The organism is Pseudoxanthomonas sp. CCNWLW251 (genome assembly GCF_037402255.1).
In the GTDB taxonomy this organism is placed as follows: Bacteria; Pseudomonadota; Gammaproteobacteria; order Xanthomonadales; family Xanthomonadaceae; genus Pseudoxanthomonas_A.
In genome coordinates this window covers 183,505-197,180 of sequence record NZ_JBBEGA010000001.1, presented here as the reverse complement: position 1 = coordinate 197,180, position 13,676 = coordinate 183,505, and the positions used below count along the sequence as shown (strand labels likewise).

Sequence of the window (13,676 nt, the reverse complement as noted above, 5' to 3'; positions counted from 1 at the left end):
CTGCAGGCACTGCACTTCGACAACCGCTTCATCCGGGAACTGCCTGGCGATCCCGAGCAGGGCACGCGCCGCCGCGAAGTCCGCGGCGCTCTCTGGTCGGCCATCGACCCGACGCCGGTCGCCGAGCCGCAGGTGCTGGCGTACGCGACCGAGGTTGCTGCGCTGCTGGGGCTGGACGAGCGCGACGTGGCATCCCCCGCATTCGCCCAGGTCTTCGGCGGCAATGCCGTGCTGCCGGGCATGCAGCCCTATGCGGGCAACTACGGTGGGCACCAGTTCGGCAACTGGGCGGGCCAGTTGGGTGACGGTCGCGCGATCACGCTGGGCGAGGTGGTCAACGCGGCCGGCGAGCGCTGGGAACTGCAGCTGAAAGGCGCAGGGCCCACGCCCTATTCGCGTACCGCCGACGGTCGCGCCGTCCTGCGGTCGTCGATCCGCGAATTCCTGTGCAGCGAAGCGATGCATCACCTGGGCGTGCCCACGACACGCGCCCTCAGCCTGGTAGGCACGGGCGAGCAGGTGGTGCGCGACATGTTCTACGACGGTCATCCGAAGCCTGAGGCCGGTGCGGTGGTCTGCCGGGTGGCGCCCTCGTTCCTCCGCTTCGGTCATTACCAGTTGCCCGCATCGCGTGGCGACACCGGCCTGCTGCGCGCGCTGGTGGACTTCACCATCCGTCGCGATTTCCCGCACCTGTCCGGCGAAGGCGAAGCGCTGCACGCGGCCTGGTTTGCAGAGGTCTGCGAGCGCACCGCGGTGATGGTGGCGCACTGGATGCGGGTGGGCTTCGTCCATGGCGTGATGAACACCGACAACATGTCGGTGCTCGGGTTGACGATCGATTACGGCCCCTATGGCTGGATCGACGCCTACGACCCGGACTGGACGCCCAACACCACCGATGCCCACGGCCGTCGCTATCGCTTCGGTTGGCAACCGCAGGTGGCGGGATGGAACCTGAGCCGCTTCGCGCAGGCGCTGTCGCCGCTGTTCGATGGCGTGGAGCCCTTGCAGGCCGGCCTGCAGCGGTTCGCCGATGCCCATGCACGCGCGCACCGCGACACCACCGCACGCAAGCTGGGGTTGGCGGACTGCCGGGATGACGACATCGACCGGATGGACACGTTGCAGCAGCTGCTGGCACAGGGCGAGATCGACATGACCCTGTTCTTCCGGGCCTTGATGGATGCGGATCCGGCGGATGCATCGCTGTCCGCATTCGATGATGCGTTCTATGACCCGGCCCGTCGCGACGCCGTCGCGCCGGCGTTGCGCCATTGGCTGGTCGAGTACGCGCGCCGCCTCGATGACGAAACGCTGACGCCGGCGGCGCGCCGTGAACGGATGCGCCTGGCCAATCCCCGCTACGTGCCGCGCAACTACCTGGCGCAGCAGGCCATCGATGCGGCGGAGGCGGGCGACCTGTCCGGCGTGCATGCGCTGCTGGACGTCATGCGCCGGCCGTACGACGACCAGCCGGGTCGTGAACGCTATGCCGGGCGTCGCCCCGACTGGGCACGCGACCGCGCGGGTTGTTCGATGCTGTCGTGCAGTTCCTGAGTCGCATCGCTTCCTTGCAGGAGCGACGTCAGTCGCGACCGCACGGTTCGATCTCGACCTCGCTCGTTGTGCACCGAATTTCGGGTGAGCAGAGTTCCGGTGCGTTGTTGCCGCACGGTCGCGACTGACGTCGCTCCTACAACGGCGGACATCGCGGTAGCATGGCCGTCTCCCACGGAGCTCCCCATGATCACCGTCCACCATCTCAACAACTCCCGTTCCCAGCGCGTGCTCTGGCTGCTCGAGGAACTGGGGCTGGACTACACGGTGGTGCGTTACCAGCGCGACCCGCAGACCATGCTCGCGCCGCCGGCGCTGAGGAAGATCCATCCGCTGGGCAAGTCGCCCGTGGTGGTGGATGGAGAACACGTGCTGGCCGAATCCGGCGCGATCCTCGAGTACCTCGTGGAGCGTTACGACACCGCGCGCCGGTTCGCGCCCTCGCCGGGCACCGCCGAGCATCTGCGCTACCGATACTGGCTGCACTACGCGGAAGGCTCGGCGATGCCGCCGATGCTGCTCAGCCTGGTGTTCTCCCGCCTGAAGAAAGCGCCCATGCCGTTCTTCGCCCGGCCCATCGCGCGCGGCATCGCCGACAAGGCGATGCGGACGTTCGTCGGACCGCAGGTGAAGCTCCATCTGGGCTACATGGAAAGCGAACTGGGCAAGGCGCCGTGGTTCGCCGGTGACCAGTTCAGCGCAGCCGACATCCAGATGAGCTTCCCGGTCGAAGCGGCGGCGGTACGCGCCGGACTGGACGCCTGTCCGAACCTGGCCGGATTCCTGCAGCGCATCCACGCCAGGCCGGCCTACCAGCGTGCGCTGGAGCAGGGCGGGCCGTTCGACCTGCTCGGCTAGGCGGGATGCAGCGTCCCATGCCGCAGGGTGGAATCGGATCGCCTGCGGCCCCATGACGATGACATCGTCATTGCCGGTGTCCCCATGATCCCTTACTCGCTCCTCGACCTCGCGCCTGTCTGCGAGGGCAGCGATACAACCCGGGCTTTCGTCCACATGCGCGACCTCGCGCAGCATGCCGAGCGCTGGGGTTACACGCGCTACTGGCTGGCCGAGCACCACAACATGCCGGGCATCGCCAGCGCTGCAACGGCGGTGCTGATCGGACACGTGGCCGGCGCGACATCCACCATCCGCGTGGGTGCTGGCGGCATCATGCTGCCGAATCACTCGCCGCTGCAGGTGGCCGAGCAGTTCGGCACGCTGGCATCGCTGTATCCGGACCGCATCGATCTTGGCCTGGGCCGTGCACCGGGCACCGACCAGGCGACGGCGCGTGCGCTGCGCCGCTATTTCGACAGCGCGGAACAGTTCCCGCAGGACGTGCAGGAGCTGCTGCGTTACTTCGAGCCGGTACAGGAGGGCCAGGCGGTGCGCGCCGTGCCGGGCGCGGGCCTCGACGTGCCGGTATGGCTGCTGGGCTCCAGCCTGTTCGGTGCACAGCTCTCCGCCGCGCTCGGCCTGCCGTATGCGTTCGCGTCCCACTTCGCACCCGATGCCATGGACCAGGCGCTGCTGGTGTACCACCGCGACTTCCGTCCATCGAAGCGGCAGGCCAAGCCGCACGCGATGCTCGCCTTGAACGTGGTGGCGGCCGAGACCGATGCCGAGGCGAAACACCTGTTCACCACGCAGCAGCAGGCCTTCGTCAACCTGCGTCGCGGGCGCGCCGGCCTGGTGCCGCCGCCGATCGACGACATCGAAACGTTCTGGGAGCCGCACGAGAAAGCGGGTGTGGCACAGGCGCTGGCCTGTGCCGTCATCGGCAGCCGCGATACCGTGCGCAAGGGCATCGTGGACTTCATCCAGCGGCATCGCCCCGACGAGCTGATGCTGACCGCCAACATCTTCGACCACGACAAGCGCTTGCGCTCGTTCGAGATCGCCGCCGAGGTCATGCAATCGTAGGGTGGGCCTCGGCCCACCGTCGCACGGGGTCGGGGGCGGCGTGCGTCGAGCCGCCGATCATCCTCCGCGCGAGCAGATGCGACACGATGGTGGGCCAAGGCCCACCCTACGAGGTGCCTCGTTGGAGAAACGGCACGCGCTCGTACAGCCGGCGCTCTCCGCCGCGCGGATCGTCCTGCATGCTGGATCTGTCGTCGAACACCATCGTCTGCCGCTGTGGCAGCGTGTAGGGCGACCACGCCGGAAGGCCCGCGTGGTTCGGGTCGCCACGGCGGGCGAGGGCGATTAGCGCCTCGCTCATGCGCGAGGCCATCGTGCGTGCGCGTTGATCATCGCCGGTCTTCGATCCCTCGGCCGCCACGTTGTCGAACACCAGCGGGATGTCGAGCGTGTGGAAGGCTCGGAGGCGTCCGCCTTCGGCCGGCGAACGCCAGTCCAACTGGTAGACCCACGCAGGCGATCCCTGCTTCGCACGCTCCTCTGCTTCGATGACGGCGCCGCGCCAGGAACGGCCCGCGGTGGTCGCAGCGAAGAACACCTCGGACGGCGTGTAGTCCGGATACAACCGGCGGTACTCGGCGATCACCACGTCCGGCGACAGGTCCACGTACTGCTGCTCGCGCAGCTTCTGCGGCAACTGGTCCCAGGTCAGCGCCAAGTTCGCTTCGTCGTTGCCGAGGAACGCGCGCGTCTCGTCGCGCGTGTTGCCGATGATCATCGGAATGCGCGCCGACTGCGCCGGCGCATCGGGGTAGAAGGGGTGACGGGGCAGGTTGTACGTGTCCAGCACGGGCCCGAAGTAGAGCGCGGCGTTCTCCACGCGCGACGGGTCGCGCACGCGCGTGGCATCCAGCAGTCGCGCCATCGGCATCGCCAGCAGCGCATCGGTGTCGCGTAGGCCGAGGTCCAGGTCGGCGAGGAACAGTGCGGTGCGCTGCGCCGCCGCACGCGGACCCGCAGCGGTGACCTGCTGGCCGCTCATCGTCATCGCCTTGTGGAACAGGCCGTCGGCCTCCGGCATCGCCATCAGCGTGGCGATCTTGGCGCCACCCCCGGACTGGCCGAACACGGTGACGTTGCCCGCATCGCCGCCGAACTCGTGCGCGTGTTCGCGCACCCAGCGCAGGGCGTCGATCAGGTCGAGCTGGCCCACGTTGCCGGCGTCACGCAGGCGCTCGTCGCCGCTCTCGCCCAGGTAGAGGTAGCCGAACGCGTTGAGCCGGTGGTTGACGGTCACCACGACCACATCGCCGCGGCGGCACAGGCTCACCCCGTCGTACAGCGGGTGGGAGCCGGAACCGTTGTTGTAGCCCCCACCATGGATGTAGAACAGGATCGGACGCTTGCCATCATCGCGCAGGGCAGGGGTGTAGACGTTGAGGAACAGGCAGTCCTCGCTGACGGACTGGCCGTCAGCATCGCCGCGCTGGGGTGCGGATGCGCCGAAGCGGGTGGCATCGCGCGCACCGGTCCAGGCGGTTTCGCGCACCGAGCGCTGGAAACGGCGGGTAGCGGTGTCGGCCCCGTAGGGCACGCCGCGGAAGACGTGGATGCCGCGATCCACGGTCCCGGCAATGCGTCCGCTCCGCGTGGCGGCAAGCGGAGACCGCGAGCCCGCCTGCGCGGTGAACAGTCCGGGGCCGAGCAGGCCCGCCATCGCGGAGGTGGCGGTGAGCTGCCGCAGGAAGTCGCGGCGCGAGGAGGGAACGGGTCGGAACGGACGCATGGAATGCCTGTGATGACACCGGTTTCCAAAGGCTAGCAAAGGCGTTCTGGACAGGAACGCCGCAGTGCGTCAGACCGCCATGCCTGCCGCATGGCCCGAAGCCCAGGCCCACTGGAAGTTGTAGCCGCCCAACCACCCGGTGACGTCGAGTACCTCACCGACGAAGAACAGGCCAGCCACGTGCTTCGACATCATCGTGCTGCTCGAGACCCCGTCGGTGTCCACGCCACCCAGCGTCACCTCGGCGGTGCGGTAGCCCTCGGTGCCGCTGGCGACCAGTGGCCAGTTGGCCAGCAGGCCGGCGGCGTCCTTCAGCTGGGGCGGGTTGAACTGCCTCATCGGCCGGTTCGGCAGCCAGACCTCGCACAGGCGTTGCGCGAAGCGGCGCGGCAGTACGTCCGACAGCACGGTCTTCAGTTCCGCATCCGGCCGCTGCGCCCGTTGCGACTGCAGCCAGTCCAGCGCGTCGTGGTCGGGCAGCAGGTCCAGTCGCAGGTCATCGCCCGGCTGCCAGTACGAGGAGATCTGCAGGATCGACGGACCGCTGACACCGCGGTGGGTCAGCAGCATGAAGTTGCGGAAACGCGCCTTGCCGCATCGGGCTTCCACCGGGAGAGCGACGCCGCTCAGGTCAGCCAGCCGCTCCTGGTGTTTGCCGCTGAGCGTCAGCGGCACCAGTCCCGCACGCGTGGGCAGCAGGGCATGTCCGAACTGCTTCGCCAGTTCGTAGCCGAAGCCGGTGGCGCCCATGCTGGGGATCGACAGGCCGCCGGTGGCCACCACCAGCGATGGTGCGGCAAAACGGCCCAGTGGCGTATCGACGCGGAACACGCCGCTGTCGTGGTGGACCTGCTGCACGCTGCAGCCCGTCTCGATGCGTACGCCTGCGGCGACGCATTCGTCCACCAGCATCTTCACGATGAGCTTGGACGACACGTCGCAGAACAGCTGCCCCAGCTCCTTCTCGTGGAAGGCAATGCGATGGCGCTGGACCATTTCGATGAAATCGCCCGGCGTGTAGCGCGCCAGCGCCGACTTGCAGAAATGCGGATTGGCCGACAGGAAGTTGGCAGGCGTGGTGCCGGTGTTGGTGAAGTTGCAGCGCCCGCCGCCGGACATCAGGATCTTCTTGCCGGCCTTGTTGGCATGTTCGATGACAAGCACGCGCAGGCCGCGCTGGCCCGCCGTGAGTGCGGTCATGAGACCGGCCGCGCCGCCGCCGATCACCAGTACGTCGTGAGTGGGCGCCATGCGCTCAGGCAGCCCGCGCGAGCCCCGTCTGGCGGACCACGGGGATGACGCTGACCACGCGATCGTCGGTCATCCACTGCATTTCGCCGTCCTGGATCATCACGTTGAACCGCATGCTGCGCACCATCAGCGCGGTGAGGGCATCTACCGCCTCCGGCGCGATGTCGAGCACGGTCAGGTTGCGATGACGTGCCAGCAGCGCCGCGTTCCTGTCCCACCAGAGGTCGGCCGCGCGGCCGCCGTAGTTGACCACGACGACCTCGCGGGCACGTCCGCAGGCCTTGCGGATCCGGGATTCGTCCGGTTGGCCCAGGTCGATCCACTGCTCGATCAGGCCGGTGTAATCCTTGCGCCAGAGGTCGGGTTCTTCTTCGTTGCTCAGGCCCTTGCCGAACTCCAGCCGGTCCTCGGCCAGCAGCGCGAAGGCGAGCAGGCGCACCATCAGCCGCTCGTCGGTCTCCGACGGGTGCTGGGCCAGGGTCAGGCCGTGGGCACCGTAGTAATGACGGTCCATGTCGCTGATCTGGAGTTCGGCTTTGACGACGGTGGACTTGAGGGCCATGGTGGGGGTTCGGGCAAGGGGGCGTCATGATACGCCGCATGGAGGGGCGCCCCCCGAATGCCGGCAACCGGTCAACCGGACCGCTCGGACCTCCCTGTTCAGCTTGCGAGCGGGAAGGATTCGCTTTTCTCCGGAAACCCCGGTAGAGTGCCGGCACTGTGCTTGCCAGGGTCACCGTGAATCGTGAGCCTGATGCGGTAGATACATCTGCTACATCTTCCCGCTTTACCAACGCCTGCAAACCCAGTCCCGTCCCGGTTTCCCCGGGGTTGTGGTCCTTTCATCCATGTTTCAGGAGTTAGTAAAGATGTCTGATCGTCAGACCGGTACCGTCAAGTGGTTCAACGACGCCAAGGGCTTCGGCTTCATCACCCCGCAGAGCGGCCCCGACCTGTTCGTGCACTTCCGCTCGATCCAGGGCAATGGCTTCAAGTCGCTGAAGGAAGGCCAGGCGGTCTCCTTCGTCGCCGTGCAGGGCCAGAAGGGCATGCAGGCCGACCAGGTGCAGCCGCTGTAATCCAGCGCTGAACCCTACGGTTCAAGAAAACGCCGGTGCGCAAGCGCCGGCGTTTTTGTTTGTGGGCTGGCCAGAGGATGACGTGGTGCGCGAGACGGAGCGCGGAGCGCACTCGCAACCGCTGCCGTCATTCCAGCGCAAGCGGGAATCCATTGACCGTCAGCACGACAGTTCTTGCCAACTCGGCGGGGAAGGCAACGGCTAAATGGGTCCCAGCGTTCGCTGGGACGACGTCTACGGTCATGCCAGCTGGGTTCATGCCGTCATTCCAGCGCACGCTGGAATCCATTGGCCGTCAACACGACAGTTCTTGCCGCCCGGCAGGGGAGACAACAGCAAGATGGGTCCCGGCTTTCGCTGGGACGACGGTTCAGAGTTTCCGTACGCGGAAGCTTCGGCCCTTGATCTTGCCGGCATTCAAGCGCGCCAGTGCCGCGCCGGCCTTGTCGCGCGCGACGGCCACGTAGGTACGCGTGGCGAAGACACTGATCTTGCCGATCACGGAAGCGGACAGGCCGGCGTCGCCGGTCAGTGCGCCGAGCACGTCGCCGGGGCGCAGCTTGTCGGTCTTGCCGGCGTCGATGCGCAGCGTGGTCATCGCGGCGGGCGGCGCGGTATTGGCCTTCGGGGGTGTGGGGACATTGCGGTCCCACAACAGCGGCGCGCCCAGGCGTTCCTCGATCACGGCGGCGCGCGGCAGTTCGCGCGGCGTGCACAGGCTGATCGCCAGGCCATCGCGACCCGCGCGGCCGGTGCGGCCGATGCGGTGCACGTAGGTATCCGCGTCGCTGGGCATGTCGTAGTTGACCACCAGCACGAGGTCCTCGATGTCCAGTCCGCGCGCGGCCACGTCGCTGGCGACCAGCACGTTGCAGCTGCGGTTGGCGAAGCGCACCAGCACTTCGTCGCGGTCCCGCTGTTCCATGTCGCCGTGCAGGGCGAGCGCGGAGAAGCCGAAGTGCTGCAACGAACCAGCGACTTCGTCCACGTCCTTGCGCATGTTGCAGAACACCACGCACGACTCCACGCCGCGTTGCGCCAGCAGGCCCGCCAGCGCGGTCTGCTTGCGTTCCGGATCCACGCGCACGAAGCGTTGCTCGATGACCGCCTGTTCCTGTGGCGCATCCACCGTGACTTCGAGCGGATCGCGCAGGGTGTTGCGGGCAATCCCGCGGATGGCGTCGGTGAAGGTGGCCGAGAACAGCAGGCTCTGGCGATCCTTCGGTGTCTTGCCGGTGATCTCGCGGATCGGCTCCTCGAAGCCCATGTCGAGCATGCGGTCGGCCTCGTCCAGCACCAGCGTGCGGATGCCACCCAGGTGCAGCGCCTTCTTGCGCAACAGTTCCTGGATGCGCCCAGGCGTGCCGACGACCACGTGCGGGTCGTGCGCTTCGAGCGAGCGCAGCTGCGGCTCCAGCGGCATGCCGCCACACAGCGTCAGGACCTTGAGGTTGGGGATGCCCACGGCCAGTTTGCGCAACTGCTGCGCCACCTGGTCGGCGAGTTCGCGGGTCGGGCACAGCACCAGGGCCTGCGTGCGCCCCGTGGCGACATCGAGCCGGTGCAACAGGCCCAGGCCGAAGGCAGCAGTCTTGCCGCTGCCGGTGGGTGCCTGCGCGATGACATCGCGGCCATCGAGGATGGCGGGCAGGCTGCGGGCCTGGATGGGGGTCGGCCGGGCGTAACCCAGCGCCTGGACACCCTGCTGCAGGCCGGGTGCCAGCGGAAGAGAAGTGAAATCGAGCATGCGGCATTTTCGCAGATTGGCGCGGTTGCCGCCGGAAAACCTATTGCAGGTCGGGGAAATCTTCCTCGGGCAGCGCGATGAACGACCAGAACGGGACCTCGTTGGACGTCCAGAACTGCGAGACTTCGTCCAGGATGTCGAGCAGGGTGTCGAAATCGGCCTCGGTGCGTTCGCGCAGTTCGTGGGCCTGTTCGAAGAGCAGGACGTAGCCGGGCGCCTCCAGCCACGACAGGTCGCGCAGGCTGTCGGACAGCGCATCCCAGTTGCGCCCGGAGGACTGCGGGAAGTCCAGCACCGTGGCGATGCGCAGCAGCAGGGCGCCCTTGCTGTCGCAGCCTGACAGGTCTATCCGGCGCGACAGCAGCCCGGCATCGCGGCCGACCGCTGCCAGCGGATCGAGATCATCCTCGGTCACGAAGAAGACGCCCGCGCGCGTGGGATCGGCCAGGCCGGGATCGAAACCGGATTCGCTCATTGCAGGGTTCCGTTGCCGATCTCGAACCGGCGGAAGCTCTCGTAGTGGTCGTCGGTGTAGTAGTACTCGCGCGGTGGTTGGCCGCCGGTGACGATGCGGCGTGTACCGCGATGGTCGAGCCCGGGCGTGTCGACCGTGTACTCGCGGTAATAGCCGCGCGACTGACGTGGCAGCCGGCCCTCGCGATTCTGGAAGACTGAGCCGTCCTGCCGATGCGGGAACGGGCCTCCGCTGCGTATCAGCGCCAGTGTCTGTCGTGCCTCCGCCGGCAGGAAGGCCGGAAGGTCCGCACCCGGCGTCGGCAGGGCAGCGGCAGGCGGATCTCCCACGGGTCCGTCGGGGCGCGTCTGTTCCACCGGCGGAAGCGCGAGTTCGGCGTTCGTGCGCTGAGGATGGGTGGCTTCCTGCGTTTCGGCAGCCGGCGCGGGGGCATCGTCGCGCTGTGACCACCACCATGCGCCTGCACCCAGGACCAGCAGGGCGAGGAATGCGATCAGGGGGAGACGCTGCCGGCTCTGCCGGCGGGCGCGGGAACGTCGACTCATGCGTGGATCATTCCGTCAGGAAGCGGCCGCAGCCGCGGTAGACCTTGCCACCCACCGTCAGGGTCGCGGAGGCGGGATACTCGTTGTCGCTCATGCCGTCGCTGCAGACTTCCTTCTTCGTCGTCAGCGACACGGCCAGGCCATCGGCGGTGCTGCCCACATAACCCTCTCCCGTCTTGCGGGCCCGGGCGACGTCGACCTTGCGCTCGCCGTAATCCAGGTCGGCACTCAGGCGGGGCGTCGCGCCACTACCGACCTCTACGGACCAGCCGGGTTCGGTGCCGATCCCGCGGAAAATGCTGCCGCGTGCCTTGGCCTGCTCCCAGGGTGTCCCTGCCGCTGGGGGAGAGGGCTTTCCGCCGGCCCGCACCATCCTGAACTCGACCGGCGCAGACGCACCCGGCGTCACAGGGACGCGCGTATCGGTGACGAACCAGAGCTTGCCCTGCGCGTCGCGCAGGCCCGCGTGCAGGCCGTACATGCCGTTCGGGCGCACCTTGGCCGGGTCATAGGGAAGGGTGAAAGCGAACGGCGGGCCCTTCAGGTCGCTGAAGTCGGCGCTGGCGACCACGGCAGCCGGTGTATCGGCAAGCTGGTTGTCCACGAGTTGCACGCTGAGTGTCGCGCCTGGCGGTGGCGCGATGCGTTCGAGATAGATGGCCCGCCCATGGATCGCCGCGACAGGCTGTGCCGGGGCTCCGCTGCCGGTGGGCGGCGACTGGCAGGCAGCGAGTGTCAGCAGGTAGGCGGTGGTCAACAGCGGACGGAACATCGCGCGCGCTCCTTGGGGTGATCGTGGCTGGCCGCCAGCTTAGCGGTGGCCGGTGTAATGGTTCGTCAACGCGGAAAGGGTCGTGGTGCGGTCCCGGTTCGCGCCCACGCGGCCGTCGCGCTACAGTCGCGCCGGGACACGGAGGCCGCCGGGATGCCGTTGCACGATCCGAGAGTGGATGCCTACATCGCGATGGCTGCCGAGTTCGCGCGCCCGGTCCTCGAACGCTTGCGGAGCGTGGTGCACGAAGCATGTCCGCAGGTGGAAGAGACCATCAAGTGGAGCATGCCGTCGTTCCAGTACGGCGGACGCATCCTGTGCAACATGGCCGCATTCAAGCGGCACGCATCGTTCGGCTTCTGGCAGCACACGCAGGTCACGGACGGCAAGGCGCGCGACGGCATGGGGAGCCTGGGCAAACTGGTGTCGCTGGAAGATCTGCCGCCCAGGGGGGAACTGATTGCACTGGTGCGCAAGGCGATGGCGCTGATCGATACTCCTGCGGCTTCATCGGCGCCCGTCTCAACCAGGGCCGCTGCGCGTCCCGTGCTGCGCACGCCGGCGGATCTCCGCGATGCGCTTGCCGGCAACCCGGAAGCGAAGGCGACATTCGATGGCTTCAGCCCCAGTGCCCGGCACGAGTACATCGAATGGATCATCGGGGCCAAACGGACGGATACGCGTGAGCGAAGACTGACGCAGGCGGTCGCGTGGATGGCGGAAGGCAAGATGCGCCACTGGAAGTACCGGGCACGCTGAGTCCGCATCGGGCGACATAGGCCGCGCCCATCGGGGCGATTCAGTATTGCGATGACGATGTGGTTTGCGGACGGGTAGTATCGGTCGCAAGCCACCGAACCCCCGTCATCGCACTGCGCGCGCCCCTGCGCGCGCCGGAGACCCCTGGCATGAATCGCGTCCTGCGACCCTTTGCCTACACCCGTGCCGCGGTGGCCTGGCCCTACATCGCGGCCGTCATCGCGCTTGTGGGTGCGTCGTTGTGGGTGCTGTGGCTCGCGCCGCCCGGGCAGGAAAGCGGCATGCGACTCGCGCTGCGCGGCGGTGCGTTGTGCGCCGCTGCCACGGCGATCGGTGCGTTGCCGGTGCTGGTGATGCGGACGATTCCGCAGCGACTGGCAGACGGGTTGCTCGGCTTCGGGGCCGGTGTGATGTTGGCGGCCACGGCGTTCTCGTTGGTGCTGCCGGGCTTGGCGGCGGCGGAAACGCAGGGTTTCTCGCCTTGGGGTGCGGCGGGCCTCGTGAGTGCCGGGACCCTGCTGGGCGCATGCGCGCTGCTCGCACTCGACCGTGGCCTGGTCGACGACCCACTGGACGCACAGCGTCGCCTCGTACCCTCGCGGGTGATGCTCTTCGTGCTGGCCATCGTGCTGCACAACATCCCGGAAGGCATGGCGGTGGGCGTGGCGGCCGGCGGCGTGCTCAGCGGCGCGGCCGGGCTGGCGATCGGGATCGCCCTGCAGGACATACCGGAAGGCCTGGTGGTTGCCCTTGTGCTGGCGACGGCGGGCATGGCGCGGAGCAAGGCGGTCTTCCTGGGCGCGCTGTCGGGCGTGGCCGAACCCCTGGCCGCGATTCCCAGCGCGTGGGCAGTCGGCATTTCGTCGGTGCTGCTGCCGTGGGGGCTGGCGTTCGCGGCGGGAGCCATGCTGATCGCCGTGGGCCACAGCGTGATCCCCGAGTCGAACCGGCACGGCCACGGCGGCATCGCATCGTTCGGGCTTGCGCTGGGCTTCTGCCTGATGATGGCGCTGGACACGGCATTGGGTTGACCCCAAGGCGCGGCGTGCCCACGCTGCCGTTGTCCTCGCTGGAGAATGGCATGTCCGAACCGTTGACGATCATCGGCAATTACATCTCGCCTTACGTGCGCAAGGTGCTGGTCTGTCTGGAGCTGAAAGGCATTCCGTACCGGATCGATCCGATCGCCCCCTTCGTGGGGGACGCGGAGTTCAGCCGCATCAGCCCCCTGCGCCGCATCCCCGTACTGCGCGACGGTGACCTGGTGCTCAACGACTCCACGGTGATCTGCGAATACCTGCAGGACAGGTTCCCCCAGCCATCGCTGTATCCGGCCGATCCCGTGCAGCGGGCACAGGCACGCTGGCTGGAGGAATACGCGGATTCCTACCTGGGTGATGTGATCGTCTGGCGCATGTTCTTCCAGAAAGGCGTGCGCCGGTTCCTGTTCAACGAAGGCACCGACGAAGACGTGGTGCGCAGGGCCCGGGACGAAGAGCTGCCGGTTGCGCTGGACTATCTGGAAGCACGGATGCCCGTCGCCGGTTGGCTGTTCGGTGACATTTCCATCGCCGACATCAGCATCGCCGCTTTATTCCGCAATGCGGTGTTCGTGAAGTACCACGTCGACGCGCAGCGATGGCCGCGTACCGCCGCCTTCCTTGCGCGTGCCTGGGCGTTGCCGCCGTTCCAGGCACTGGCGGGCTACGAAGAGCGGACCCTGCGCACGCCGCTCCCGGAGCAGCGTGCGGTACTTGCGGAGATGGGAGCGCCCCTCACCGACACGACCTGCGGCAATGCGGCGCCGCGCTATGGCGTGATGCGGCTGGGGTGAGG

The 13,676-nt window shown here is 67.8% G+C and carries 14 protein-coding genes; 7 read left to right on the top strand and 7 right to left on the bottom strand.

All coding sequences use genetic code 11. From position 1 onward, the window contains the following. The 3 genes from WBN46_RS00855 to WBN46_RS00845 all read left to right on the top strand — a co-directional run bounded on the left by WBN46_RS00855 (position 1) and on the right by WBN46_RS00845 (position 3,486). Positions 1-1,560, top strand: coding sequence for a protein adenylyltransferase SelO family protein (locus tag WBN46_RS00855; protein WP_337730852.1), 1,560 nt, complete (start codon positions 1-3; stop codon positions 1,558-1,560). Between the two features lie 186 nt (positions 1,561-1,746). Beyond that, the gene (locus WBN46_RS00850; protein ID WP_337729909.1) at positions 1,747-2,418 is read left to right on the top strand and encodes a glutathione S-transferase; all 672 of its coding nucleotides are present in this window, start codon (positions 1,747-1,749) and stop codon (positions 2,416-2,418) included. 84 nt (positions 2,419-2,502) lie between these two features. Beyond that, a complete protein-coding gene (locus WBN46_RS00845; RefSeq protein WP_337729908.1) occupies positions 2,503-3,486 on the top strand; it encodes an LLM class flavin-dependent oxidoreductase in 984 nt (327 codons plus the stop codon). A 106-nt stretch (positions 3,487-3,592) separates the two neighbouring features. On the opposite strand, the gene WBN46_RS00840 is transcribed toward WBN46_RS00845, so the two are convergent. The 3 genes from WBN46_RS00840 to WBN46_RS00830 all read right to left on the bottom strand — a co-directional run bounded on the left by WBN46_RS00840 (position 3,593) and on the right by WBN46_RS00830 (position 7,025). After that, on the bottom strand, positions 3,593-5,212 hold the full coding sequence (locus WBN46_RS00840) for a carboxylesterase/lipase family protein (RefSeq protein ID WP_337729907.1): 1,620 nt from the start codon (positions 5,210-5,212) through the stop codon (positions 3,593-3,595). Positions 5,213-5,281: 69 nt separating this feature from the next. Further along, entirely contained in the window at positions 5,282-6,463 is a 1,182-nt protein-coding gene (locus WBN46_RS00835) for an NAD(P)/FAD-dependent oxidoreductase (protein ID WP_337729906.1), read from the bottom strand. 4 nt (positions 6,464-6,467) lie between these two features. Continuing rightward, entirely contained in the window at positions 6,468-7,025 is a 558-nt protein-coding gene (locus WBN46_RS00830; protein ID WP_337729905.1) for a YaeQ family protein, read from the bottom strand. 307 nt (positions 7,026-7,332) lie between these two features. Between WBN46_RS00830 and WBN46_RS00825 the strand changes: the two genes are divergently transcribed. Continuing rightward, positions 7,333-7,542, top strand: a complete 210-nt coding sequence (locus tag WBN46_RS00825; protein WP_055942770.1) for a cold-shock protein — start codon at positions 7,333-7,335, stop codon at positions 7,540-7,542. A gap of 370 nt (positions 7,543-7,912) precedes the next feature. Here WBN46_RS00825 and dbpA read toward each other — a convergent pair whose 3' ends face one another. The 4 genes from dbpA to WBN46_RS00805 are packed head-to-tail and all read right to left on the bottom strand — an operon-like array spanning position 7,913 to position 11,081. Next, positions 7,913-9,289, bottom strand: coding sequence for an ATP-dependent RNA helicase DbpA (gene dbpA, locus WBN46_RS00820; protein WP_337729904.1), 1,377 nt, complete (start codon positions 9,287-9,289; stop codon positions 7,913-7,915). Positions 9,290-9,329: 40 nt separating this feature from the next. Then, positions 9,330-9,764 (bottom strand): barstar family protein, encoded by a 435-nt coding sequence (locus tag WBN46_RS00815; protein ID WP_142125307.1) that lies wholly within the window; start codon positions 9,762-9,764, stop codon positions 9,330-9,332. Further along, positions 9,761-10,309, bottom strand: a complete 549-nt coding sequence (locus tag WBN46_RS00810) for a ribonuclease domain-containing protein (protein WP_337729903.1) — start codon at positions 10,307-10,309, stop codon at positions 9,761-9,763. The genes WBN46_RS00815 and WBN46_RS00810 overlap by 4 nt, the downstream gene beginning before the upstream one ends. Positions 10,310-10,316: 7 nt before the next feature. Next, on the bottom strand, positions 10,317-11,081 hold the full coding sequence (locus WBN46_RS00805) for a YbaY family lipoprotein (protein WP_337729902.1): 765 nt from the start codon (positions 11,079-11,081) through the stop codon (positions 10,317-10,319). Between the two features lie 174 nt (positions 11,082-11,255). Here WBN46_RS00805 and WBN46_RS00800 point away from each other — a divergent pair, with 174 nt between their 5' ends. The 3 genes from WBN46_RS00800 (at position 11,256) to WBN46_RS00790 (ending at position 13,674) form a co-directional block, all read left to right on the top strand. Beyond that, positions 11,256-11,840: a YdeI/OmpD-associated family protein gene (locus WBN46_RS00800; RefSeq protein ID WP_337729901.1), complete on the top strand. Its 585-nt coding sequence runs from the start codon at positions 11,256-11,258 to the stop codon at positions 11,838-11,840. Between the two features lie 149 nt (positions 11,841-11,989). Further along, complete coding sequence (locus WBN46_RS00795; protein WP_337729900.1) at positions 11,990-12,871, top strand: ZIP family metal transporter; 882 nt, start codon at positions 11,990-11,992, stop codon at positions 12,869-12,871. A 50-nt stretch (positions 12,872-12,921) separates the two neighbouring features. Further along, on the top strand, positions 12,922-13,674 hold the full coding sequence (locus tag WBN46_RS00790) for a glutathione S-transferase family protein (RefSeq protein WP_337729899.1): 753 nt from the start codon (positions 12,922-12,924) through the stop codon (positions 13,672-13,674). The last annotated feature ends 2 nt before the right edge of the window (positions 13,675-13,676 follow it).

Bases quoted from the DNA above. Each gene is read 5' to 3' on its own strand.
- WBN46_RS00795 (WP_337729900.1), top strand. From the start codon at position 11,990: ATGAATCGCGTCCTGCGACCCTTTGCCTACACCCGTGCCGCGGTGGCC.
- dbpA (WP_337729904.1), bottom strand. From the start codon at position 9,289: ATGCTCGATTTCACTTCTCTTCCGCTGGCACCCGGCCTGCAGCAGGGT.
- WBN46_RS00825 (WP_055942770.1), top strand. From the start codon at position 7,333: ATGTCTGATCGTCAGACCGGTACCGTCAAGTGGTTCAACGACGCCAAG.
- WBN46_RS00835 (WP_337729906.1), bottom strand. From the start codon at position 6,463: ATGGCGCCCACTCACGACGTACTGGTGATCGGCGGCGGCGCGGCCGGT.
- WBN46_RS00830 (WP_337729905.1), bottom strand. From the start codon at position 7,025: ATGGCCCTCAAGTCCACCGTCGTCAAAGCCGAACTCCAGATCAGCGAC.
- WBN46_RS00805 (WP_337729902.1), bottom strand. From the start codon at position 11,081: ATGTTCCGTCCGCTGTTGACCACCGCCTACCTGCTGACACTCGCTGCC.
- WBN46_RS00845 (WP_337729908.1), top strand. From the start codon at position 2,503: ATGATCCCTTACTCGCTCCTCGACCTCGCGCCTGTCTGCGAGGGCAGC.
- WBN46_RS00815 (WP_142125307.1), bottom strand. From the start codon at position 9,764: ATGAGCGAATCCGGTTTCGATCCCGGCCTGGCCGATCCCACGCGCGCG.
- WBN46_RS00810 (WP_337729903.1), bottom strand. From the start codon at position 10,309: ATGAGTCGACGTTCCCGCGCCCGCCGGCAGAGCCGGCAGCGTCTCCCC.
- WBN46_RS00850 (WP_337729909.1), top strand. From the start codon at position 1,747: ATGATCACCGTCCACCATCTCAACAACTCCCGTTCCCAGCGCGTGCTC.
- WBN46_RS00790 (WP_337729899.1), top strand. From the start codon at position 12,922: ATGTCCGAACCGTTGACGATCATCGGCAATTACATCTCGCCTTACGTG.
- WBN46_RS00840 (WP_337729907.1), bottom strand. From the start codon at position 5,212: ATGCGTCCGTTCCGACCCGTTCCCTCCTCGCGCCGCGACTTCCTGCGG.